Raw genomic sequence first — 24,040 nt, 5'->3', positions numbered from 1 at the left:
AGATATACTATAGAACACGGGAGATGGGAATAACAATGGCTGCCAACGATGCTTTTACCGCCGGTGTTCGTCCCGGTGGGCTGACCAACAGCACCGAGATCCGACTGCTGCTGTGTTATCTTGTCAAGAATGCCGGGCCGATCACCCGGGCGGAGATCGAAAACGCCCTGATGGAAGAGGCTCTGGTGAATTATTTTGAGATCGGCTCCTGCTTGGACGACATCGCCAAGCAGCAGCTCGTGGTGGTGGATGGCGACCGGTATACCATCACCGACAAGGGCCGGAAGGTGGCGCAGGAGCTGGCCTACGACCTGCCCCGCAGCGTGCGGGAAAAGGCGGTGGCCGCTGTGCTGCGCAGCCAGACGTGGACGCGCAAGGAGGCCGAGTACAGCGCCCGCATCCGCGAAAAAGCCGACGGCCACTGTTCGGTGCGCTGTCAGGTGAAGGCGCTGGACAGCGAGCTGTTCTGTCTGGACATCGGCACGCCCGATCGGCTGAGCGCCGAGCTGGTGAAAAAGCAGTTCATCCTCAAGGGCAACGAGATCTATCAGATGCTCATCACGAAGCTCACCGAAGAAGAGAAATGACCGAAATGGCCGCTGCACGAAACCAACGTGCAGCGGCCATTTTTGTTACAGCAGGATGCAGATAAGCCCAGTGCAGCCCTCGTTGATGACCCGCTCCAGCGTCTCCTGCAGGCGGCTTCGAGCCTCCTGCGGCATATGGAGCAGCTTGTTCTGCAAGCCGTCGTTGACCAGCTCGTGGAGGCTTTTCCCGAAGATGTTCGACTCCCACAGGCGGACGGGGTCGTCCTCGAAATCCTGCAAGAGGCTCTGCACGAGGTCTTCGCTCTGCTTCTCGGTGCCCACGATGGGGCTTAGCTCGGTGTGGATGACCGCCTTCATCATGTGGATGGACGGTGCGCTGGCTTCAAGGCGGACGCCATACCGCCCGCCCTGCCGGACGATCTCGGGCTGCTCCAGCGACAGCTCATCGATGGAGGGCATCACGATGCCATAGCCGGTGGCCTCCACCTGCTCCATCGCGCTGCGTATCTTCTCATAGGCACGCTTCGCTTTCGCCAGCTCGATGATGCAGGGCATCAGCCCGGCCTCGTCGCCGATCTCAAGCCCCGTCTGCTCGCTGAGCACCCTGTAGAACACCTCCGGCTTGAGCAGCACCGTGATGCGCACGATGCCGTCGGCAAGGTCCATCCCGCTGAGGGCGGCGTTCTCCACCGCCTCGCAGTCCAGCACCGCCTGGCCAGAATCCGAGATGTCCTTCATCCGCGCGATCTGCCCGGAGAGCTGCATGGCCGCTGTGTACACCTCAGTCTGGAGCCAATGGCCTTTGTCCAGCATCGTCACCCAGCGCGGCAGGGCAAAATCCAGCTCCCGCACCGGGAACTCGTAAAGCACCCGGCGCAGGATTTCCCCCAACTGCTCTTCGTCGAGGTCGAGGCAGCTCACAGGCAGCACCGTCCGGCCATAGCTCGCTTCCATCTCCGCCGCCAGCGCCTTTGTCCCGGGGGCATCGGGATGGGTGCTGTTGAGCAGGATGACGAAGGGCTTGCCCAGCGCTTCCAGCTCGTCGATGACCCGTTTTTCCGCCGAGACGTAGTTTTCCCGCGGTATCTCGCTGATGGTGCCGTCTGTGGTGACGACGATGCCGATGGTGGAGTGGTCCCGGATGACCTTCCGGGTGCCGGTCTCGGCGGCGAGGTCGAATGGGATCTCCTCGTCGAACCACGGACTTTTGACCATCCGGGGCTTGTCATTCTCCTCGTGGCCCATCGCCCCCTCCACCATGTAACCCACACAGTCGATGAGCCGGATGCTGCACTCTCCCCCGCCCTCCAGCGCCAGCGGCACCGCCGACTCCGGGATGAACTTCGGCTCGGTGGTCATGATGGTGCGCCCCGCCGCCGACTGAGGCAGCTCGTCGCGGGCACGGAGCTTTGCGTCCTCCGACCCGATGGCGGGCAGCACCAGCTTCTCCATAAACTGCTTGATGAGGGTGCTCTTGCCCGTGCGCACCGGCCCCACCACGCCGATGAGGATGTCTCCGCCGGTGCGTGCCCCTATCTCGCGGCAGACTGCCGCCTGCTCGATTCGTTCCTGATTTGCCAAAACGCTCTCCCCTCTCTTCCCGTTTCTGGGTACACTTTATGCGCGGACATGAGGAAAATATGACGCAAAAAAGGCCGAATCCCCAAGGATCTCTCGGGACTCCGGCCTTTTTTCTCCTACCGTTACACCAGCGTCGGGACAAGCGCCGCCAGCTTTTCGGCCAGCTGTGCGTGACCGTGACGGGTCAGGTGCATGAAATCCACCTGATTGAACGCGCAGTCGGCAGCATCGAGGAAGTAGACGCCCTGCCGCTCGGCGACGATGCGGAACTGCTCTGCCACGCCCTTCGACTTCTCCACGCAGCCCTCGCCCATGACGGCGTCGTGGAAGCCGTCGCCGATGCGGGGCGGAGCCACGACAAGGATGTTGGGGGCTTTGGTGCCCCAGCAGTCCACACTCTTTGCCTTGAGGATGAGGCGCTCCATCCCTGCACCGATGCAGGCGGCGTTGGCGTTGAACCGCTCCTTGACGTCATTGGTGCCCAGCATAATGATGAGCAGGTCGATGACCTCGTGGCTCTTGAGGAGCGCATAGGCCACGCTCAAAGCGTCCATCGACTCATGGATGGGGTCCACGAAAACCGTCGTCCGGCCCGAAAGGCCCTCTTCCGTTACAAGATACTCGCTGCCCAGCGCTGTTTGCAGCCGACAGGTCCAGCGCTCATCCTCGTTGAAGCGGATGCCGTGGTCGGCGCAGTCTGCCGGGTCGGCGCAATAGCCGTGAGTGTTGGAGTCTCCCAGACAAAGGATATGCTTTTTCATCGTTCCATCCCCCTTTTCAGTTTTCGCCCCGTGACTGGCGGAAGTAGTAGACTGCGCCCACCATGCCGGCGTCGTTGTGAAGCTGGGCGGCGCGGATCTCCAGTCCCTCTGCAAAGGCGGGCATGATGGAAGCCCTCACCTTTCTGGCGATGGGTTCGATGAGCAGCTCCTGCTGAGCGCTGACTCCGCCGCCGATGAGGATGAGCTGCGGGTTGAAGATGTGCACCAACCCCGCAAGGCCCTGCACGATCTCGTCCGTCCAGTCCTCGAGAAGGGCGAGGATGATGGGGTCGCCCGCATGGGCCGATTCGAAGATGGCACGGCCATCTCTCCACTTATGATTGCGGGGCTGCGCAGCACGCACGAGGGCCGTAGTGGCGGCATACCGCTCCCAGCAGCCCGATGCACCGCAGGTGCAGAGGACGCCGTCCAGCGCATGGGTACGGTAATGGCCCAGCTCACCGCCGAGGCCCCGGGCACCTTCCAACAGCCGTCCGCCGGTCAGGATGCCGCCGCCCACGCCGGTGCCCAGCGTGACACCGATGACGTCCGTATAGCCTTTCGCCCCGCCGACCCAGACTTCGCCCAGCGTCATGCAGTTGGCGTCGTTGGCGACGGTAACGGGCAGGCCGAATTTCGCTTCCAGCTCGGCCTTGATGGGGCTTCCGATGTAGTTGGGCAGGCTGCCGCAAGTGCCCACGACCGTGCCCGTGTGGGTGTCGATCTGGCCCGTGGCCGAGACGCCGATGCCCGCAAGGCTCTGCGGCCTGACGTCCTGCTCCTTCAGGAACTGTTCGGAGGCCGAAAGCACCGTCGTGAGGATGGGTGTCTCATAGTAGTCGAAACAGACGCTCTGCTCCGCCTTGGCAAGGACGCGGCCCTCTTCATCTACGATGCCAAGCTTGACGCTGGTGCCGCCGATGTCGATGGCAAGATACTGTTTCATAGTCGTATCTCCGTATCATTTTTATTTTTGCATGGCGTTGATAGCCCCGGTAAAGCGGGCCGTGATCTCAGCCGGGCGGGTGATGGCACCGCCGACGACGAGGGCGAACGCACCGGCCTCCAGCGCCTTGACGGCCTGTTCCGGGTAGTGGATGTGGCCCTCGGCGATGATCTTTGCCGGGCACTCTGCGGCCAGCTTGTGGACAAAGTCAAAATCAATGTCATTGATGCCCTTGGTCTCGGGCGTATAGCCGCGCATGGTCGTGCCCACAAAGTCAGCCCCGGCTTCCGCGCAGAGCATGGCATTCTCGAAGTTGTCGCAGTCGGCCATCACCAGCTGGTCGGGGTATTTTTCCTTGATGGCACGGATGAACTGGGCCGAGGTAGAGCCGTCGGGGCGCAGCGCACCCGTGCCCTGCACGGCGAGGATGTCCACGCCGCAGGCTGCCAGCTCGTCCACTTCCTTCATGGTGACAGTGATGTACATCGGCGTGCCGGGGTAATCCTTTTTGATGATGCCGATGACCGGCAGGTCCACCACCTGCTTGATCTGAGTGATGTCCCGGACGGTGTTGGCGCGGATGCCCACAGCGCCACTCATGGCGGCTGCCTTTGCCATCAGAGGCATGACTCCGCCCTCTTTGGTGTAGAGAGGCTCCGTCTCAAGGGCCTGACAGGAGACGATAAGCCCACCCTTGATCTGCTCAAACAGCTTTTCTTTTTCCATATCCATCAGTCCTCCATCCTGATCTTGATGACTGCTTTGCGCACATGGTCACAGCCGGGGCGTGCCACGCCGGGCTTGTGCAGCTCACCGGGGAAGAACAGAACGAACCGTCCCTCGCCCAGCACACCGCTGACGGCGTCCGGACTGGTCCTGAAACCGATGTCTCCCGCAAACTCCCCTGCTTCCTCGCCGGGCAGGTTGGTATAGCCCCAGCCCTCGCCGCCGGTCAGGTCGATCTGAAGGTCGGCGTACTTTTTGTGGTACTCGAGGCGGGCACTGTCGGGGTTCAGCCCGGCCTCCATCACGTTGATAAAGACATTCTCTCCGTCCACCTCGGTGCGGCCCAGCGGAAGGTCGCTCAGGTCGTGGGTCACACTGTAGGCGGTGAGGTAGTCGATGGCGGTTTCCAGATTCTTGTGGAGTCCCCGGTAACGGTTCAGGTTCTCCAGTGCGTCGCAGATCATGGTGATTTTCTCCTAACTGATTTTTTTCGCAAGCACAAAGAGCGTCTGCCCTCTCCCCTCATGAAGAGACGGAGAGGGGACGCTTTCTGGCTTCTCAGAGCTTTGCGATAGCGGCTTCGATCATAGCCTGTGCCTCGGCGATGACCGCTTCATCCTCCGGGATGAGGCCGGGCATCGGCTCACGGACGCCGCCCAGCTCAAGGCCGTACATCCGGCGCAGGATCTCTTTCTGCACAGCGTAGAGGTTGCCGTGGGCCGAGCACATCTTATAGATGATGCGGTCGGCGTCGTACTGGATGGCCTGTGCCTCCTTGATCTCGCCCTTGTTGATGTGGTCGTTCATAGCCAGATACAGCTCGGGCATGACGGCGTAGGTGCCGCCGATGCCGCCGTCTGCGCCGATGACGCGGCCGGAGACGAACTGCTCATCGGGGCCGTTGAAGACCACGAAGCTGCCCTCGCCCCGGGCGGCGACGCCGGCGTCCTTGAACATCTGGATGTCCTGCGTGGGCATCGAGCTGTTTTTGACCGCGACGACGTTGGGGTTCTTGAGCATCTCACCCAGCAGGCTCATGGTCAGGCCGGTGCCGGCCAGCTGCGGGATGTTGTAGATGACGAACTCGGTGTTGGGCGCTGCGGCGGACATATCGTTCCAATACTTGGCGATGGCGTACTCCGGCAGGTGGAAGTAGATGGGCGGGATGGATGCGATGGCGTCCACACCCACGCTCTCGGCATGACGGGCCAGCTCGACGCTGTCGGCGGTGTTGTTGCAGCCGACGTGTGCGATGACGGTCAGTTTGCCCTTAGCTTCGCTCATAACCGCCTCGAGGACAGCCTTGCGCTCATCGACGTGCTGGTAGATGCACTCGCCCGACGAGCCGCCCACATACACGCCCTTGACTCCCTTGGCGATGAGGTGGCGGGTCAGCGCCTTGACGCCCTCGGTGGAGATATTGCCCTCTGCGTCATAGCAGGCGTAGAAGGCCGGGATCACGCCCTGATATTTGGTGATGTCTTTCATATTCCAAACCCTTCTTTTAAAAATAGTAATAAATACAGATAAAACGATTTTGCCTCAAGCTCGTGAGCTTTTGGTTACGGGCAGCGGCATCCGTGCCCTCTTGCGGTGCCCTGCATCCGCTTCGGCCCTTGGGCGGGCCTCGCGTCTTGCAGACCGCGGCGCCAAAAGTTGCTCCCTGTTTCGGCCGCTGGCCGCGGTCGCAACTTTAGCCTTTAACCGCACCCATTGCGATGCCCTTGGTGAAATACTTCTGGAAGATGAGGAAGATGATGATGATCGGCACAGCGGCCAGCGCGGCACCGGCCATGATGAGGCCGAAATCGGTGCTGTTCTCTGCCTGCAGCTTTGCGATGCCCAGCGAGATGGTAAGGTTGCTGGTGCTGGACAGCATGATGAGCTGCATGAAGTAGTCGTTCCAGCTGTTGATGAAGGTGAAGATGGCCAGTGCGCCGATGCCCGGCTTGACCATCGGCAGCACGACGCTGATAAAGGTGCGCGCCTCGCTGGCTCCGTCGATGCGGGCCGCCTCCAGCATTTCGGTGGGGATGCCCTCACTGAACTGTTTCATCAGGAAGACGCCAAAGGGCCAGCCCACGATGGGGAAAATGACGGCCCAGATGGTGTTGTAGAGGTTGAGCGAGCTCATCTCACGCAGCAGCGGGATGAGGATGACCTGCTTGGGCAGGGCCATCGCGCAGACGATGAGGGTGAAGAGCAGTTTACGGCCGACGAAGCGCTTTTTGGCCAGCGCATAGCCTGCCATTGCTGCGGTGATGCAGGTGAGGATCATGGACATGACGGCCATGAACACCGTGTTGATCATCCAGCGCAGGGCTGCCGGGGCCGTAGGGCCAATGGAGAAATAGATGGGTTCGCCGTCCGCGCTGAACGAGCCGCTGAACGGGACCGCCAGCTGCCACAGGGGTGCGCTCTTGCCGGCGAAAAGCTTCTGGTAGTTGGTCAGCACCCACTGACTGGGCCACCACTCAGGGGTGGTAGAGTTTATAGCCGCGCCGGTCTTGAAGGAGCCGGTGATGATCCAGTACAGCGGGAAGGCGAACAGCACGGCCATGATGCTGATGAGGATGAGGGTCAGGATCATGTAGGCGCTCATCTTTTTCAGCTTGCTGGGGTGACGCTTCAGCGGTTTCTGTTTTTTTGCAGTTGCAGTCATTGCCCGGCACCTCCTTTAATTATCCTGACTGCCAAGCTTGAACTGGACAGCCGACAGGATGGCGATGATAACGGCCAGTACAACGCCCATTGCGTTGCCGTAACCATAGCGGTAGAGCTTGAACGCGGTGTAGTAGATATAGTACATGATGGTATCGGTGCTGTGGTTGGGGCCGCCGGAGGTCAGCAGCTGGATCAGCGCGAAGCACTGGAAGGAGTTGATGGTGGTGATGACCAGAATGTACAGGGTGGTGGGCATAATGGCGGGCCACTTGATCTTCCAGAAGCACTGGAAATCCGTTGCGCCGTCCACCTCAGCAGCTTCCACGATGGATTGATCCACATTGCCCAGCGCAGAAACATACAGCACGATGGGCTGGCCGACGGAGGTGGTGAGCAGGATGAGGATGATGCAGCCCAGTGCATACTTTTCATCGCCCAGCCAGTTGATGTTCTTGTCGATGAGTCCCACGGCCTTGCCCAGATAGTTGAAGATGCCGTAGTAGTTGTTGTACATCCACTTCCACACGACGGTGACGGCCACCGAGCCGGTGACGACCGGCAGGTAGAACACGCAGCGGAAGAGGCTCGTCGCCCACTCAGGCAGGTCAACGATGGCTGAGCTGATCCACAGCGAAAACGCGCAGGTCACAGGCACCGAGACGACCACGATGATGAAGGTGTTCTTCAGCGCACCGCGGAAGATAGGGTCAGCGAACAGCTCTTTATAGTTCGCAAGACCCACGAAGATGTCCGCGCGGTTCATGGTCGAGTCAAAAAAGCTCGTGACCACGCAGAGGATCATAGGGTAGATGACAAAGCCGAGGAAGAAGATGAGACTGGGCAGGAGGAACAGATAGGAAGCGATGGTCTCCTGCCGAACCAAGGCGCCGCTGCGCTTTGGATCTTTGACCCTTGCTGTCTTTGCAGCCAAAGAAATCACCAAACCTTTCGTTCTGATGGGGTGCGGTGTCTTACCCAAAAATGCCCCTCCCTCGCCGGGATGTTCGAGGGAGGGGCACGCATTTCCTGATTTGCCCTCAGACGGGACGCTTATGCTTCGGCCGCTGCGGCTGCGTTGGCGTTCTCGACGAAGGTGGCAACAGCAGTTGCAACGTCCTCACCGGTGCCCACGCGCTGGAGCATATTCCACCACTCGGTGCGAGCCGTTGCCCAGCCCGGAGTGATCTGGTAATAGTCACCCAGATAGGACATGAACTTGGTGTACTCGCTCATGATGGCGTTGTCGGCGTAGATGTCGCCCACGCTGGCACGGACCGGGAAGTAGGTGGAAGCCAGAACGCTGTTCTTGACCTGATCGGGGTCCGCTGCGATGAACTCGATAAAGGTCTTTGCTGCCTTGACCTTTGCCTCGTCGCCGTTGTCGAAGATGCCGAAGCCCCAGATGCCGCCGCAGAGCTTCGGGTCGCCGCTTGCAGTGGGGAATGCCATCGGCATGATCTCGTCGCCGTCGTTGGTCAGGCCGGCGTCGTTGTTGTCGCTGTTCAGCTGCTGCGCGATGTTCCAGCAGAAAGCCATCTGCAAAGTGCCGTTGCGGAACAGGGTGATCTCGTCGCCGCCTGCGATGGAAGCGTCGAAGTTGATGCCGTCGGTGTCGTACAGGGTCTGGATGGCCTTGATGTTCTCAGCGGAGTCTGCGGTGTACTTGGTGTGTGCATCGTCGGTGAAGGTGCCGCCGTACATATTGTTGATGATCGCACGGGTGCCCTGATCGCCGCCCTGACCGCCGCAGTAGACAGCCGCCACGTTCTCGTAGCCGCCCTTGTACAGGGCGTCAACGGTGTTCAGGAAGCCCTCGGTGCTCCAAGTGTGCTTATCGGTGTCGATGTACTTGTCTGCGCCCACTTCCTTGACCTTGGTCATGTTGACGGCCATGCAGTGTGCCGTCATGCACAGGGGGTACTCGTAGTAGTCGCCCTTGTCGTTGTGGCAGGCGGAGTTGACGGACTCGTAGATGTCCTTCTTGGCATCATCGGTCCACAGGTCGTTCAGCGGGGCCATGACGCCCTTCGCGCCCCAGTTGGCCACCAGACGCTCGGGGCCTTCCATGATGAGGTCGGGTGCGCTGCCGCCCTCGATGGCGGTGTTGACCTGATCATCGCCGTTGGTATAGTCCAGATACTCGACGGCCACCTTGATGTCAGGATACTTTGCGTTGAAGCTGGCGATCAGCTCCTGCACGGTCTCGTCCTTGCCCCAGCCGCCGATGGGGTATGTCCACAGCTTGATGCTTGCGCCGGAGGCTGCGGTGGAAGCAGCGGCAGAAGTTGCAGTGCTGGTGGAAGCGGGCTTACCGCCGCAGGCAGCCAGAGCACCGGCTGCGCTCAAAGCGCCAACGGCCTTCAAGAAGGAGCGACGAGAGATAACATTCTTCATAATGAGTTCTCCTTACCTATCATATCGGCGGCCCTTCATCCCAGACCGCTCTTGTTGGCCCTATTATAGAAAATCTCTTTCATTTTGTCCATCGGTTGCATACACAATTTTCAGAAAGTTTTCTTGTCTATTCCGCACAAATATCTGGGATACCAGCTATCTTTTGGCCATTTTCGCCAATTTTATACGTCGTTGTAGCCATTTTGTAATCATCTCTGCGCAGTTTGTCATTTTCAACAGGAAAAATATTTTCTCGCTCATTTTTCGTTTTTGAAATTTATTTTCAGTAATGGGTACTACTTTTCCTCAATTTTTGGATGCTCTGCACAGCATCTGCGCCTGAATTATGGTAAAAGGTACCCTTGTCAAGCCGCTGAAATTCTTTTATACTTTTTATATAGATGTCCCCCTCCCCTGCGCGGCGGACGGGGCGATAAGAAGGTGTAAGACGCCTGCGGGCATTGCGGCCCGCCTGACCGAAGGAGCAAAATTATGGGTACGAATTTTTGGGAACTGCTGCAGCAGCGGCAGGGCCAGTTGACGAGATCCGGCCATGCCGTGGCCGACTACCTCTTACAGCACGCCGATGAGGCGCAGTATCTTTCCATTTCCTCTCTGGCCCGGGAGTGCAATGTCGCCGAGGCCACGGTATTCCGGTTCTGCCGGGCGCTCGGGTTCGACGGCTACCACGAGATGCGCATTGCGCTGGCGCAGGCCAATGCCACCGGCACCATGTCCAGCCAGCGGGAGCTTCAGCCCGGGGCTTCCACCGAGACGCTCTTTGAACACGCCAGCGCCCGTCTCTTTACCGCCATCAACGGCACTCAGAACGCCCTCTCTGCCGAGGCCGTGGATGAGGCCGCACGGATGCTCCGGGAGGCCAAGCAGGTCTTCTGCTTCGGACAGGGCGGCAGTATGCTGCTGGCCAACGACATCTGCGCCCGCTTCGCCAGCCTCTCCACCAAGTTCCGCACCTCCGGCGACAGTCATCTACAGCTGTTGACCGCCAGCCTGATGAACGAGGCCGATGTTGTCCTCTTCGTCTCCTACTCGGGTGCGACCCGCGATATGATGGAGACTCTCCGCACGGCCAAAGCTGCCGGCGCGAAGATCATCCTTCTGACCCATTACGAGGACTCCCCCGGCGCATCGCTGGCCGATGTCGTCCTTCGCTGCGGCGCACAGGAAAGCCCGCTGGACTCCGGCAGCATTCCCATCAAGGTAGCCGTCCTCTATGTAGGCGAGGTCCTGGTGCTGCGGTACATCCTCGACTCCCCCGAGCAGGCCAACACCGCGCAGGAGCTTACCAGCGAAGTTCTGACACTGAAGATGCTCTGACCCCCTGCCCCGCGCGATGCAAAGCAACGCATTACCGTGAAAATCATACTTTTTTCGAAAAAATTCAAAAAATTCTCAAAAAACCGTTGACAAAGACTCCATATCTGAGTATAATATCTCATGTCGCCGGTGCTCCGACAGAAAAAAGCACCGGATGATGACCGGGTGTAGCGCAGTTTTGGTAGCGCGCTTGAATGGGGTTCAAGAGGCCGTGAGTTCGATTCTCGCCACTCGGACCAAACAAAAATAATCCGAACTTGTTTCCGATAGGAGATGGGTTCGGATTATTTGTTTTCTTCGGAAAATTCAATATGGGTGTCCGTGGAAGATGAAATCCGAAATCATAGATTGACCGACATAAGCTACAACATGATTTCAGGAGGACACGAACATGAAGTATGATGAAAGCGTTTGCAAGTTTAATATGGATACCGGATGTGTGGAGCTGCTGCTCCGGGATGGAAGAAAAATTTCCATCAATTGCACCGGAGTCGAGGATGCGTTGGATGTGACTATGGCACAGAGGTCGGAGTTGGATTATCTCATCTACAATGACCCACTGGGCTATGCAGATTTGATTTTGAATGGTGACCCGGAGGAATATTTGAAGAATGTGACCGGGAGCTGTGGGTTGGAGGACTAACTGGTAGCTCAAATTATACAAAAGCGCAGTACTTTTTGGGAGGTGCTGCGCTTTTGTATTTGAATGCATAAAACGTCATTCGATCACTTGACTTTTTACAAAATTTATGTAAAATATGAAGTATAAGAAAATTCCACCGCTTATAATTTCATCTGTGAAGGAGGTTCACATGAAAAAAGCATTTTTTGAAGATTCCGCAATGGCAATGGCAAAACTGATTGTTGAAAGCATCTACCATGGCATGGAAGAAAATGAAGGTGTCTATGCCGATTTGATGTATTCTAACGGAAAAGGACAGCACGGCTGGGCACATATCTTTCAAAATGAACATGAACATTTAACAAAGGCAGGATATCGTGTGGTTTTGATGGTCTCTGGAAGCTGGAAGTATGCTGTGGCATATGATCCTCACAGCAAAACAGCCATTATGATTCTTCGCCAAGAAAATTTCCGCAATAGACTTGTCAAATTGCAGAATGGTGAGATGCATTACGTTTTTTCGGGACTTCCGGCTAATCAAGATTTGAATGAAATGGTTCCCCAGTATGAGCAGATGTCACTGTTTGGACAAGATAAAGCTGTGCAACAAAAAGCCGAAAAGCCCTTCGATGAATTGGAGCAAGCAGTAGACGGTGAAGTCTTGAGATTTGGAATTTTAACGTACCGATTGGATTTAGCTCAATTGATCAGAAGCTGTACATTGGAAATTTTGAATGCAAATGGTTGCATCGTTGATGAAATGAATTTGGATTCTGCAATTCCGATGAATTGGAAAGAAGCTGTTCCGGAAGATGAAATTACTAAGTTTAAGGAAGAAACTGGTAATGAGTATGGCGTTCAAATCGACAGTATTCCGGAATTCAAACCGCGGAAAAAATTTGTACGGAAAGATGGGTAAAAAATGGGTGCCATTGTTACATCCGAGTTTAATGGAATGCGGCTGACATTGGCTCGTGAAATCCAAAATATTTCCAGTCCTAAGCTAGCAGAAAAGATAGGGGTGACAAAGCAAACTGTCTCTCAGTATGAAAATGGTTTAATTAAACCAAGTGCCGATAAAGTATTAGCAATTTCGCAAGAATTGAAATTTCCACCGAAATTTTTCTTTGAAGGTAGCAGCGATAATTTTAGTCCCGGAGTTGCATATTGTAGAGCAACTACAACCACGACAAGAGCCGTAAAACTACGGCAAACAAACATTGATGTATTGAAATCATATATTTATGACTTTTTTGCAGAATATATTGAATATCCATCAACCGAACAATTGATCGATTGTATGAAATCTGTAGCAGAGTGTTCTGACATGGAACTAATCGCAAAAAAAATTCGGGAAAAATTGGACTTATCGGATAGGCCCATTCGTAATATGAGCTATCTGTTACAAAATCTTGGAATTGTGGTAACTTCTTTCTCGGAAAACGTAGGGCATTTGGACGCAATCAGTCACATTCCGGTCCTTGCCAATAATGGAGAAAGCAAGAGGTTCTATTTCACAACATATAATACAGATAAAACAACACCTGCAAGATTGAACTTTACGTTGGCTCACGAACTAGGACACTGGATACTCGGTCATATTGTTTCGGATGTAAAATCGCAAGCAGATGCCGAGTATCGGAGCAATGAATCAGATGCAAATCAATTTGCATCGGCATTTTTACTGCCCAAAGAAGCGTTTTTGAAAGACCTTCAATATCCAACAGTTTTAAATGAATATTTAAGACTAAAAGAAAAATGGCATGTCTCAATTGCGATGATGATTCGTAGAGCATATATGTTGGAGGTACTATCTCCAAGTCAATATCAATATTTGTTTAGACAGCTTGGAAGTCGTGGATGGCGAACATTTGAACCGGGAGATATGGTTGAAGTTCCCACGGCATCTCTTTTTTCGGTGTCTGTAAAGATTCTGGATGACAATGGAATTATAGAAAAAGGAAATTTGCTGAAATATCTGAACGAAAACTGTTTTACGGCACAACAAAAAACATTTGAGGATTTGATGGGATTGGAACAGCATACGCTTGATCCGGCTATGTCGGGTTCTTTTAGTAGAGTTGAGTTCAAGCCAAACTAACAAATCTTTTTATACAGAAAAACAGGGTGCGCCCACCCGGACGCACCCTGCCAAAAGCCACAGACAACAGCGATATGTACAGCAGGGCGTTCCCCGTCGGGAACGCTCTGTTTTTCTTTGCTGGTGGTGTGATGAGCCTGCTCTGCCTGCCATGCGGCAAATTCTCTTTGGCCTTCCTCGCTGTTCCAGCAGGCAAGGATGGCCGGGTAGAATGCCCGTGCCAGACGGTCGATGACTTCATCGGGGTAAGGGGAAGTGTTTGTGGACTTTTTCTTTTTGTTCAAACGCACGCTCCTTTGACTGTCCCACCATGGCAAAGCCGGGCAAGAAAATCAAAGTTCCAATTTCATGTCAGGCGCAAGGGCGCGGATGCTTTCCGCCCTGTACTTGCGGCTGGTGGCTCATTGATGGCTTACAAGTGCCTGCCGTTATGCCGTTTTAGAGGATTCACTGCTGGATTCTGCAAGAACTTCGTCCAGCGTTTTCAAAAATTCAAGATGGGGTTTCAAGGCAAAGCGAAGAACTTTGACCTGTTCCGGATGCGTAAGAAGTTTCGGGTTCAAGTCGAACGTAACTTCCCAACTCTTTCGCATGAGAGATTCAGCATTGTGGAGCCGGTAGTACAGTTCGAGAAACTTTTGGGGAACATCATAGCTTTCATCAATGGTGTTGCTGGCGGCTTTCTCTGCCTGCTTCACCGTTACTTTGTTAGGCTTGACTTTCTTCGGCTTCGGCACATAATTCTTGACTTCCTCAAAAATTTCAGCCTGTTCTTCGGGCTTGGCCTTGCCGAGATTTTCGAGAAGATAATCGGGAATGTGCAGTTTCTCGCGGAAGAACCGATCACGGAAACCGGGAGACAGTTCATCCGCAACGTCAACGCCGTGGGCATAGTATTCTGCACGGCGGACTGAGCTTGCGCTGCTGTGATTTTCCTGTGCGATGCGCTCACAGGTTTTCATAGGCTTCTGGTTGTGTTCAGATTGAACACTGCCAGATTTCTTTGCAGTATGCTGATTACCGCGAAACGCCTCGGTGCGCTTTTCAGAGGAATACTGCTTGCCCATCAGAAACTTCTTCTGCTCCGGGGTCAGATTACGCCGCCCCAACTGATTCTTGCAGATCCATGCGAGGACTTCTTCTCTGCTTTCAAACGGGAGCGGCATGGTGGAGAAATAAATCTCTGGGTGCTTTTGGAGGATTGCATAACGATTGTGTCCGTCAACAAGGGTGTTGTTCCACACGATCAAAGGAGAAATCAGCTTGCCTTCTTTGAGGATATTTTCTTCAAGCTGCTTAAATTCATCATCGGTCAGAGGGGGAATCTGAGACTGGAACTCTGGGTCGATTTTCAGATTGATCATACGCACACTCCTTTATCTCTCCTGCTGCGCCGGTCCTTCCTCCCGGAAATAGGACGCAACATTCTGCTTTGCGGTTTTCAGCTTGAGCAGTTCTTCCTTGGCTTCCTTGTACTGCTCGTAGAACTTTGCCTTTTCGGAGGCAAGCTGCGCATACTCGGCTTCCAGCTTTTTCGGGCTGGGCAGCTTGGTGATGCTGTTTGCCTTAAAATAGGCTGCTGCCGCCCGGTGCGCTGTCAGTTCTGCACGGTGCTGCTCCTCAAAGACTGCGGGTCGTTTGGCAGTCTTTAACTGCTGTGCGACGCTCTTGGCGCTGGCATAGGCTGCGACATGATAGCGCAGCTCTTTGTTGAATTTCATGCGACCTTCGAGGTCTTTCACCACCGCCAGTGCATCGTGATACTTGGTTTCCAGTTCGGCGATGCGCTGGTTCAGATCACCCTCGTTGAGCAAATCTTTCTCCTGCAAGAGGATCAGTGTTTGTGCCATAACTTTGAGATTGTGTTTCGTGAGCCAACGCTTATAGCCGGTGCCTTTGCCCTCGGTCATCCTCGACTGGATGTCGATCAGTTTCCCGATGGTATCCTGCTTGAACTGCGCCTTGGGCTTGCGTTCGGCGTTTGCCTGTAACGTGTCAAGCACTGCCGCCTTATCGAACTTGTCACCGAGATGTTTCGCCCGGATAAACTTCGTTCTGCCAGCGGGCAGATAGCTCAGACACCCACGGCTTTCCTTGACGGCAATACCATACTGCTGCATGAGCCTGTCGGAAAATTCTTCAAAACTCGTTGTGCGGTACAACACCGAAGAAATTTGCTTCCGTAAAGTGTCCTTCACGGTTTCAAACTTCTTCTGCTGCGACGGTTGTCCGGCTGCGGTGAGGGCTGCGTTTGCAAGGTCGAGCTTCTGCTGACCGCGCCTGCGCGCCCAATACTCAGCTTCGCTCACACGCTCTTTCGAGCCGTTGAGCAGGTCGATCTGGTACAGTCCGGCACCCTCGCACAGCTCCATGACCTCGACACGGAGGTGCCGCATAGTCTGGGCTGTGCTGGAGTGCTTCATGCCCTCGCGCCAATCGCGGGGCTTCTGCATATAGGGCTTGCGCTCCACCTCTCGTGTTCGGACGCTGCCGATCACGATGTGGACATGGATGTTTCCCGAATGGTTGTGCCCATCGGGGTGTGTGCAGACGATGGCGGGATGACCGGGGAAGTTTTCTTCGCAGAATTTCAGGCCAAGGGCCTGTGCCTTTTCCATCGTCAGCCCGTTGTCGGCTGCATCTCTGGGGTCAAAGCTGATGATATACTGGTGGCTCTTGATATCACCATGCTGGGTGTTCTTACCATACTTGCGGTTTGCCAGCAGACAGGCCATTGCAAACGAGAAATCGCCGCACGCAAGTGTATCGAGGATGTACGATTCCCGTAGCTTCGGCTTGCCCTGTTCATCCAGAAGTTGCTTCCCGGTGAACGCATCGTGCTGGTAAATGAGGTACGCTTCAATGGCAGAGTAGTCCGAGTTTTTAGAGCTGATATGCTTGAGCGTTGCCATACAGTTCACCCAGAACTTTCTCGGCGCTGAGCCGGAATGCAGTCAGGTCTGCAAGTTCGTCAAGGAGTTTCGCCCGGATCTGCTCGGTGTCCGCACCGCCAGAATTGAAGTGCCTTGCAAGCTGGTTCAGGTTGCCGCCCACCTTGCTGCACTGAGCAAGCAGGGTGGAAACAGTGGTCAGGGTTTCTTCTCCGCCGCCTGCAACGATGACTGTTTTCTCGATCTTGACGTTGTGGATAGCGCGGCGGATAAAAGTGGAGAGGGAGAGATTCAGGAGTTTGCAAGTGAGTTCCAGTGACGTTTTTTCCTCCGCTGTCACACGGAACTTGATGACGTGCGTTTTATTGTTCGGCGTGTCGTGGTGCTGGGAATTGCTAGGAATCGGTTGAACATTCGTTTTGGTCATTGTACCTCCTGTCTGTTCGATAACTCCTCGGTGAAGTTATGTAAGCACGACACGCCGTTGCTGTTCGCACCGTCAGGTGCGAACCATGAGCAGGGTTTGGGGCAGGCACGCCCCAACAAGATCACTTCGGAAATGCAGACGCATTGTAGAAGTGAAGTCCCGGATGGACAGAAAATTTTCAAGAATTGAAAATTTGTGGCCACGGGACGGTTCTTGCCCTCTACCGCTGCGCTCAAAACGTATTTTCAGTGATTGTTTCCGAATTGTTAAGACACAAAAATAAGTAGAGGTTGTCCTGCTCATGTATGAGAATCGCCGTTTGCTCCGAACGAAGTTCCTGCCCCTGTTTGTGCAACGGCGTTGACGGAAAGTCGGTATCACGTCCGGTCGGCTCATGAAATTTTCAAGGTGCAGCTCCCGTAAAAGAAAAATACCGCCCACGCAGCGCAGCGATGATTTTGTCGGGTGAATCGGCGGCAAAATGAATCGGGTGTGTTGCGGGGCGGTTAATCTTTCAGGGATGATCCACGGCGAGGCAGTGTTCAAAATGAACACGACCACATCTTGTGGATGGTTTCAAAGCAATCCACAAAATCGGTGGGATTTGTGACAGAGAATATCATGGTTTGCAGGGTGCGTCAAGATGGTTTTGTAAAATTTATTGTGCTAAAGCGGTAATAGTAGGACTTATCTACTGGAAATTGAAGCATCTTGCAAAGAATTTATGCGCACAAATTGGAAAATCAGCACATCTGTGCTATACTCAAAGCAGAATTTGTTGAGCTAAAACGGAGGTATTGAACCATGGCAGAGAAAAACACCGCCGACATTGGATTTGAAAAACAGATTTGGAATGCTGCCTGCGTGCTTCGAGGCAATATGGATGCTTCAGAGTATAAGGGTGTCGTCCTTGGTCTTATTTTCTTGAAATATATTTCGGATCGTTTTGAAGATAAGTACAATCAGCTGGTTGCAGACGGTGATGGCTTTGAGGAAGATCGTGACGAGTACACATCGGAAGGAATTTTCTTTGTGCCTGCTGGTGCGCGTTGGAGCGATGTTTCGGCAAAGGCACATGACCCGGAAATCGGTCAGGTAATTGACGATGCAATGCGCGCTATCGAAAAAGAAAACGCGCGCCTAAAAGATATTCTGCCGAAGAATTTTGCGCGTCCAGAACTGGATAAACGTCGGTTGGGCGAAGTCGTTGACCTGTTTACGAACATCAAAATGATTGAACACGGCAGCGAAAAGGACATTCTGGGACGCACTTATGAATACTGCCTGTCGATGTTTGCAGAGCAGGAAGGAAAGCGCGGAGGCGAATTCTTTACACCGTCCTGCGTTGTGCGGACGCTGGTGGAAGTGCTGCAACCGTTTAAGGGACGAGTGTATGACCCTTGCTGCGGCAGTGGTGGTATGTTTGTTCAGTCTGCAAAATTTGTAGAGAACCATAGTGGAAATATCAACGATATCTCGATTTATGGACAGGATTCCAACCCGACCACATGGAAGCTGGCACAAATGAACCTTGCCATTCGTGGCATTGAACCCGACCTTGGAAAGTATGCGGCGGATACATTCCTTGACGACCAGCACCCGACCATGCGGGCAGACTATATTATGGCGAATCCCCCTTTCAACCTGTCGAACTGGGGTGCAGAGCAGCTCAAAGATGATGTCCGCTGGCAGTATGGTATGCCGCCTGCAAGCAACGCGAACTTTGCATGGCTTCAGCACATGATTTATCATCTTGCGCCGGGTGGCCGCATGGGTATGGTGCTTGCAAATGGTTCTCTTTCCTCTCAGTCTGGCGGTGAAGGTGACATCCGCAAAAATATTGTGAATGCTGACCTTGTGGACTGCATCATTGCCATGCCGACACAGCTTTTCTATACGACCCAGATTCCAGTTTCGCTCTGGTTTATCTCTAAACGTAAGAAACAAGCCGGAAAAACGCTGTTTATTGACGCCCGTAAGATGGGTGCTATGGTGAGCCGCAAGTTGCGTGAATTGACCGATGAGGATATCAAAAAGATTTCCGATACCTACAATGCCTATGTTGAGGGCACACTGGAAGATGTAAAAGGTTTCTGCGCAGTTGTTGATACGGAGAAAATTGCAGAACAGGATTATATTTTAACGCCGGGCCGTTATGTTGGTGTTGAGGAACAGGAAGATGATGGTGAACCTTTTGAAGAAAAAATGGTTCGGCTGACCTCAGAACTTTCAGATTTGTTCAAGCAATCGCACAAGCTGGAAGCAGAAATCAAGGAGAAGCTGGGGGCGATTGGATATGAGTTATGAAACGTATCGCGTTGCCGACCTAATTGATGAAATTGCGATGGGTCCATTTGGCTCAAATATTAAAGTATCTTGTTTTGTGGACAGTGGAGTGCCTGTCTTAAATGGCAGCAATCTTGAGGGCTTTTCTTTGTCTGAAAAGGCGTTCCGCTATGTCACAGAGGAAAAAGCTGATTCTCTTAACAAAGCGAATGCACATCGCGGAGATATTGTAATAACACATAGAGGAACGCTTGGACAGATAGTTTTTATTCCGCAAGATTCAAGATATGACCGGTATGTGATTTCGCAATCTCAGTTTAGGGTTAGATGCAATGATAAAGTTTTGCCTGAATATCTTGTCTATTACTTTCACACTCCGATAGGGCAGTATAAACTTCTTAGCAATGCCTCACAGGTTGGTGTCCCTGCACTGGCAAGACCGTCTTCAACTTTTCAACAAATCGAAGTTACGCTACCTGAACTGAGTATTCAGAAACGTGTGGTCGAGATTATCACCACAATTCAAAGAAAGATTGAGAATAATCAGGAGTTAAACGATAATTTAGAGCAGCAAGCCGCCACCTATTTTCAAGAATTATTTATCAACAATGCAAATCCCATGTGGCAAATCAGCACAATAAGTGACCTTGGAACTGTTGTGGGCGGTAGTACGCCTTCAAAAACCAAGCCTGAATACTATACCAATAATGGTATTGCGTGGATAACGCCAAAAGATTTATCTATCAACAAGTCCAAATTCATATCTCATGGCGAAAATGATATCACAGAACTTGGTTTGAAGAACAGCAGTGCAACAGTCATGCCCAAAGGTACAGTATTGTTTTCATCACGTGCTCCCATCGGATATATTGCAATTGCATCTAATGAAGTTACAACCAATCAAGGCTTTAAGTCTGTTATACCTTACTCGGAAATTGGAACAGCGTTTGTATACTTTTTCTTGAAACACAGTCTTCCGGTTATTGAGAGTGCAGCATCAGGCTCGACATTCAAAGAAATTTCAGGAAGTGCCATGAAGAATATCCCCGCCATCATTCCTGATCGGAACACACTTGACCAATTTAATAGTTTCTGTGCGCCAATCTTTGCGCAACAAAAAATCTTGGAAGAGCAAAATCATTCACTTGCTATGCTAAGAGATAGTCTGTTACCTAAACTAATGTCTGGCGCAATTGATATCGCGAGTATTCAGCTCTAAGCCGCTAAATTATCGTTTATCATAATTTTAATAACTCTCACCAGTGGCGGGAGATTCTATGGAGAAACTGCCACTGCCGTCGTTCTCTGAAATCGTAATAAGGAGATACGGCGATGAAAAATCAAATTATCAACGAGATACAGCGAAAAATGCTGCCGTATCTCAATAACGAACAGTTGCTGCATTTGAAAGCAGTGCTGGAAGCGTCATTTCAAGGTGTCATAATTGAAATGGGTGAAGAACAGCCAAAGGCTGAGGAACAAGATTCGGCAGCAGCGTTCATTACGGCAAAACGGATAGAGGGTTGCTCCGAGAAAACATTGACTTATTATTCAAAAACTATCGAAGCGATGCTGAATGATGTTGGAAAATCACCGCAGCAAATTACAACGGACGATTTGCGAAAATATCTGACGGATTATCAAACACAGCGGCGGTCAAGCAAAGTTACGATTGATAATATCCGGCGTATTCTTTCCAGTTTCTTCTCGTGGCTGGAAGATGAAGATTTTATTGTGAAAAGCCCTGTCCGCAGGATTCACAAAGTGAAAACCGCCAAAATCATCAAGGAAACGTATACGGATGAAGCGTTGGAGCTGATGCGTGACAACTGTTCAACAGTACGAGATTTGGCGATTATTGATTTGCTGGCATCTTCTGGAATGCGTGTCGGGGAATTGGTGACACTTAATCGGGAGGATATCAATTTCAACGAGCGCGAATGTGTTGTATTTGGTAAGGGCAACAAGGAACGATTGGTATACTTTGACGCACGGACGAAGATCCACCTTCAAAATTATCTGGATGAACGGTCAGATAGCAATCCAGCGCTCTTTGTGACGCTGAAAGAGCCGCACGAGCGATTGATGATCGGTGGCGTGGAAACGATGCTCCGTGAATTGGGACGGCGATTGAAGCTAAATAAGGTGCACCCGCACAAGTTCCGGCGTACATTGGCAACATCAGCAATTGACAAGGGAATGCCGATTGAACAGGTGCAGCAGCTTTTAGGACACCAGAAAATTGACACAACGATGCGCTATGCAATGGTAAAACAACAAAATGTGAAATTGGCACATAGGAAATTTATTGGTTGAGGTACAAACATGGCAATATGGAAAATAGATGAGCTTGGAGAATTTGTTACCCTGAAAAGAGGATATGACTTGCCCCAGCAAAAGAGGAAAAATGGCGAGATTCCAATCTTTTCCTCTTCCGGTGTAACGGGAACACATAATGAAGCAATGGTTGAAGCACCGGGAGTAATTACAGGACGATATGGAACGATCGGAGAAGTTTTTTTTGCAGAAACATCTTTTTGGCCATTAAACACAACTCTGTACGTGGAAAATTTTCATGAAAACGATGAAAAATTCGTGTACTATTTTTTGAAGACACTTGAATGGAAAAAATTTGCATCAGCAAGTGCAGTTCCTGGAATCAACCGAAACACTGTGCACAAAGAAATTGTTCGTTTTCCAGATTTTGAAACACAGCAGAAGATTGCATCTGTTTTATCAACGATAGACAAGAAAATCGCAGTAAATAAAGCGATAAACGATAATTTAGCAGCTTAGAGCTGAACGGAAGAGACGTCAATCTCACCAGACATTAGCTTGGGCAACAGGAAATCCCGTAGTGTTGAAAGCCGCAAGTTTTCGATACTATTGTTAAGCATCTCCTGAAACATTGGCTCTGCAACACAGAGAAACGCTTTAGCATCATCATCAGATAGCTTCATGATTTGCTCTGAATCAAAATCTCTAGTGGTAATCGCATCAAATACAGCTCCACTTGCTTTATGCTTAAGTCTATCAACAGCTTTGAGGGTGTAAAAATAGACAAGAAGCTGATGTGTTTCCTTGCCGACAAGTGCATAACAGGATTGATTCATAGCCATCGGAATTCCGGACAGACCAACTTTGCCAACAGTACCTCTTGCCGTAACGAAAACTGTATTCACAGGATATAGTCGGCTATTGCAATGTGAAAGTCCCTCTTCTGTAATAGTCTTTTCTGTGATAAATGTATATGGTGTGCCAACATCTTTTGGAGTAAAGAAAGCAATATTACCGTTCCAATACGCGGTTTCGCCTGTCTTGGGGGTTCCACCGCCGAGTATTTGTATTAAATCGGTGTATCTAACCTCAGTATTTGATCGATTATAGAGGCTTGAAAACAATGCGGCGGCTTGCTGCTCTAAATTATCGTTTATAAAAGAAATGAAGGAATAACATGGATAATTCGGACAAAACACGAACCAGTAGCCATGACAGTTGGGTTGTCTGGGATCTGAATGGCTATTTGGACGGAATTTCGCTGATAAAGAATGAAATGGCTAATGTGGAACCCGAAGAGAGCGCGAAGCATTATTTCTTTCGAGGACAAGCCAGCTATGATTGGAATGTTATGCCGGGAATATTTCGTAACGGAATGTTGGCGCACGAGTATGATATGATTCGTGCTGCGTACATACGGAACCCAAGAGACTTCGGCGATACGATAACGGCGTTTGAAAAGCTTGCAAAGTTGCAGCATTACGGACTGCCAACAAGACTATTGGATGTTACAGAAAATCCATTGGTTGCTCTGTTTTTTGCGTGCCAGACCAATCAAGATATATCGATTTCAGATGGGAAGACTGTGTTGTTGCCGCCAACGGACGGACGCGTTTATTTTAAGCAGGAGTATGGAAAATCGTATGACGATGACGAGATTAAGGTTCTGTCCTATTTGGCAACAGAAAAGATAACAGGAAACTTCAAGTTGGAAACGTTACTCGACAAGCTTCAGAAGGAAGGCATCTATTCAAAAGCTGATGCGGTCAATTGCAGAAAAAATGGATATAAGAGTATCATTGAAATCATTCAGAACAACTATTTTGTTTTATCAAATCTTAATAACGAACGTTTGAAAAGGCAAAATGGCTCATTCTTGATCTGCGGACAATATAATATTCAGATCGCAGGAGAGGGGGCTGGAGAATACATTATAAAAAGAGCCTATAAAAATGTTCGGGACGAATTTGATGAATTCAGCTTTAGGATCCCGGCAGAATCAAAAGAGCACATTCTAAGGGAGTTGGATTTTTACAATATAAACGAAGGAAGCTTATTCCCTGAATTGGAACACCAAATGGCGTATATAAAAGATGTTCATGTAAACATGCCATCCCTACAAGATGAGCCATTTGAAATGTTTGATGTGGCTTCAATGAATGGTGATACTGCAACACTGGAGAAAACACCACATGTCGAAGATAGTCAAATCGTTAGAGACATTTTGAAAAAGAAAATCAATCCGATTCTTTTTGATGAATGTTATGTTGCAGTTCAGGAAAGCTTGATTCCTGATTGGTACAACAAAGAAATTGGGCAGAGTAAGGCACGAAAAGCCTTAGCAGATACCTTACAGAAATATTCATCGATGGAACGCCCTATGGCAAAAACTGTGTCAAAGTCAATCATTGACGATATAGTTGATGCCATCACAAAAGAGCTCGAAAAAAATCAAGATTGATTTATTGGTGGAGAAAG

General features: G+C 51.7%; 24 protein-coding genes and 1 tRNA gene. 11 read left to right on the top strand and 14 right to left on the bottom strand.

From position 1 onward, the window contains the following. Positions 1-35 precede the first annotated feature (35 nt). Entirely contained in the window at positions 36-587 is a 552-nt protein-coding gene (locus MTP38_RS05925; RefSeq protein ID WP_227619992.1) for a DUF4364 family protein, read from the top strand. 45 nt (positions 588-632) lie between these two features. On the opposite strand, the gene spoIVA is transcribed toward MTP38_RS05925, so the two are convergent. The 9 genes from spoIVA to MTP38_RS05880 form a co-directional block, all read right to left on the bottom strand. Continuing rightward, entirely contained in the window at positions 633-2,129 is a 1,497-nt protein-coding gene (gene spoIVA / locus MTP38_RS05920; RefSeq protein ID WP_249234562.1) for a stage IV sporulation protein A, read from the bottom strand. A gap of 122 nt (positions 2,130-2,251) precedes the next feature. Then, on the bottom strand, positions 2,252-2,890 hold the full coding sequence (locus MTP38_RS05915; protein ID WP_249234561.1) for a GDSL-type esterase/lipase family protein: 639 nt from the start codon (positions 2,888-2,890) through the stop codon (positions 2,252-2,254). 16 nt (positions 2,891-2,906) lie between these two features. Continuing rightward, positions 2,907-3,836 carry an ROK family protein gene (locus MTP38_RS05910; RefSeq protein ID WP_249234560.1) on the bottom strand — a complete coding sequence of 310 codons (930 nt, stop codon included), beginning with the start codon at positions 3,834-3,836 and terminating at the stop codon, positions 2,907-2,909. A gap of 21 nt (positions 3,837-3,857) precedes the next feature. After that, entirely contained in the window at positions 3,858-4,562 is a 705-nt protein-coding gene (locus MTP38_RS05905; RefSeq protein WP_249234559.1) for an N-acetylmannosamine-6-phosphate 2-epimerase, read from the bottom strand. Between the two features lie 5 nt (positions 4,563-4,567). After that, on the bottom strand, positions 4,568-5,026 hold the full coding sequence (locus tag MTP38_RS05900) for a YhcH/YjgK/YiaL family protein (protein WP_249234558.1): 459 nt from the start codon (positions 5,024-5,026) through the stop codon (positions 4,568-4,570). A gap of 94 nt (positions 5,027-5,120) precedes the next feature. Next, on the bottom strand, positions 5,121-6,050 hold the full coding sequence (locus MTP38_RS05895) for a dihydrodipicolinate synthase family protein (RefSeq protein WP_249234557.1): 930 nt from the start codon (positions 6,048-6,050) through the stop codon (positions 5,121-5,123). A 205-nt stretch (positions 6,051-6,255) separates the two neighbouring features. Then, positions 6,256-7,224, bottom strand: a complete 969-nt coding sequence (locus MTP38_RS05890; protein WP_227619999.1) for a carbohydrate ABC transporter permease — start codon at positions 7,222-7,224, stop codon at positions 6,256-6,258. Positions 7,225-7,239: 15 nt separating this feature from the next. Further along, entirely contained in the window at positions 7,240-8,166 is a 927-nt protein-coding gene (locus MTP38_RS05885) for a carbohydrate ABC transporter permease (protein ID WP_249234667.1), read from the bottom strand. A 110-nt stretch (positions 8,167-8,276) separates the two neighbouring features. Further along, entirely contained in the window at positions 8,277-9,620 is a 1,344-nt protein-coding gene (locus tag MTP38_RS05880) for an extracellular solute-binding protein (RefSeq protein ID WP_249234556.1), read from the bottom strand. A 492-nt stretch (positions 9,621-10,112) separates the two neighbouring features. Between MTP38_RS05880 and MTP38_RS05875 the strand changes: the two genes are divergently transcribed. The 5 genes from MTP38_RS05875 to MTP38_RS05855 all read left to right on the top strand — a co-directional run bounded on the left by MTP38_RS05875 (position 10,113) and on the right by MTP38_RS05855 (position 13,681). Next, positions 10,113-10,958, top strand: a complete 846-nt coding sequence (locus MTP38_RS05875; protein ID WP_249234555.1) for a MurR/RpiR family transcriptional regulator — start codon at positions 10,113-10,115, stop codon at positions 10,956-10,958. 161 nt (positions 10,959-11,119) lie between these two features. Further along, a tRNA-Pro gene (locus MTP38_RS05870) sits at positions 11,120-11,197 on the top strand. Positions 11,198-11,349: 152 nt separating this feature from the next. Beyond that, positions 11,350-11,601 carry a DUF6061 family protein gene (locus MTP38_RS05865; protein WP_005922213.1) on the top strand — a complete coding sequence of 84 codons (252 nt, stop codon included), beginning with the start codon at positions 11,350-11,352 and terminating at the stop codon, positions 11,599-11,601. A gap of 169 nt (positions 11,602-11,770) precedes the next feature. Then, positions 11,771-12,499 (top strand): DUF5986 family protein, encoded by a 729-nt coding sequence (locus tag MTP38_RS05860; RefSeq protein ID WP_044960023.1) that lies wholly within the window; start codon positions 11,771-11,773, stop codon positions 12,497-12,499. Positions 12,500-12,502: 3 nt separating this feature from the next. Beyond that, positions 12,503-13,681: a helix-turn-helix domain-containing protein gene (locus tag MTP38_RS05855; RefSeq protein WP_005922208.1), complete on the top strand. Its 1,179-nt coding sequence runs from the start codon at positions 12,503-12,505 to the stop codon at positions 13,679-13,681. Here MTP38_RS05855 and MTP38_RS05850 read toward each other — a convergent pair. The 4 genes from MTP38_RS05850 to MTP38_RS05835 all read right to left on the bottom strand — a co-directional run bounded on the left by MTP38_RS05850 (position 13,678) and on the right by MTP38_RS05835 (position 16,999). Next, positions 13,678-13,971 carry a transposase gene (locus MTP38_RS05850; RefSeq protein ID WP_249234554.1) on the bottom strand — a complete coding sequence of 98 codons (294 nt, stop codon included), beginning with the start codon at positions 13,969-13,971 and terminating at the stop codon, positions 13,678-13,680. The genes MTP38_RS05855 and MTP38_RS05850 overlap by 4 nt on opposite strands. 138 nt (positions 13,972-14,109) lie before the next feature. Further along, a complete protein-coding gene (locus MTP38_RS05845) occupies positions 14,110-15,045 on the bottom strand; it encodes a hypothetical protein (protein WP_005927052.1) in 936 nt (311 codons plus the stop codon). A 12-nt stretch (positions 15,046-15,057) separates the two neighbouring features. Beyond that, positions 15,058-16,593, bottom strand: a complete 1,536-nt coding sequence (locus MTP38_RS05840) for a relaxase/mobilization nuclease domain-containing protein (protein ID WP_005927050.1) — start codon at positions 16,591-16,593, stop codon at positions 15,058-15,060. Then, a complete protein-coding gene (locus tag MTP38_RS05835; RefSeq protein WP_005927047.1) occupies positions 16,565-16,999 on the bottom strand; it encodes a plasmid mobilization protein in 435 nt (144 codons plus the stop codon). Before MTP38_RS05835 ends, MTP38_RS05840 begins: the two co-directional genes overlap by 29 nt. A gap of 804 nt (positions 17,000-17,803) precedes the next feature. On the opposite strand from MTP38_RS05835, the gene MTP38_RS05830 reads away from it, so the two are divergent. From MTP38_RS05830 to MTP38_RS05815, 4 genes are all read left to right on the top strand, one after another. After that, positions 17,804-19,306, top strand: a complete 1,503-nt coding sequence (locus tag MTP38_RS05830) for a class I SAM-dependent DNA methyltransferase (protein ID WP_249234553.1) — start codon at positions 17,804-17,806, stop codon at positions 19,304-19,306. Further along, complete coding sequence (locus MTP38_RS05825) at positions 19,296-20,504, top strand: restriction endonuclease subunit S (RefSeq protein ID WP_249234552.1); 1,209 nt, start codon at positions 19,296-19,298, stop codon at positions 20,502-20,504. Before MTP38_RS05830 ends, MTP38_RS05825 begins: the two co-directional genes overlap by 11 nt. Positions 20,505-20,617: 113 nt before the next feature. Continuing rightward, positions 20,618-21,601: a site-specific tyrosine recombinase/integron integrase gene (gene xerA / locus MTP38_RS05820; protein WP_005927034.1), complete on the top strand. Its 984-nt coding sequence runs from the start codon at positions 20,618-20,620 to the stop codon at positions 21,599-21,601. A gap of 9 nt (positions 21,602-21,610) precedes the next feature. Next, entirely contained in the window at positions 21,611-22,081 is a 471-nt protein-coding gene (locus MTP38_RS05815) for a restriction endonuclease subunit S (protein ID WP_249234551.1), read from the top strand. Here MTP38_RS05815 and MTP38_RS05810 read toward each other — a convergent pair. Then, positions 22,078-22,686 (bottom strand): restriction endonuclease subunit S, encoded by a 609-nt coding sequence (locus MTP38_RS05810; protein ID WP_249234550.1) that lies wholly within the window; start codon positions 22,684-22,686, stop codon positions 22,078-22,080. The genes MTP38_RS05815 and MTP38_RS05810 overlap by 4 nt on opposite strands. A gap of 53 nt (positions 22,687-22,739) precedes the next feature. Here MTP38_RS05810 and MTP38_RS05805 point away from each other — a divergent pair, with 53 nt between their 5' ends. After that, positions 22,740-24,023: an FRG domain-containing protein gene (locus tag MTP38_RS05805; RefSeq protein ID WP_005927028.1), complete on the top strand. Its 1,284-nt coding sequence runs from the start codon at positions 22,740-22,742 to the stop codon at positions 24,021-24,023. Positions 24,024-24,040: the final 17 nt, after the last annotated feature.

The sequence above is a fragment of the Faecalibacterium sp. I3-3-89 genome, assembly GCF_023347275.1.
Classification (GTDB): domain Bacteria; phylum Bacillota; class Clostridia; order Oscillospirales; family Ruminococcaceae; genus Faecalibacterium; species Faecalibacterium butyricigenerans.
Note: the sequence above shows the minus strand (reverse complement) of the source record. Positions and strands in the feature narration are given on the sequence as shown.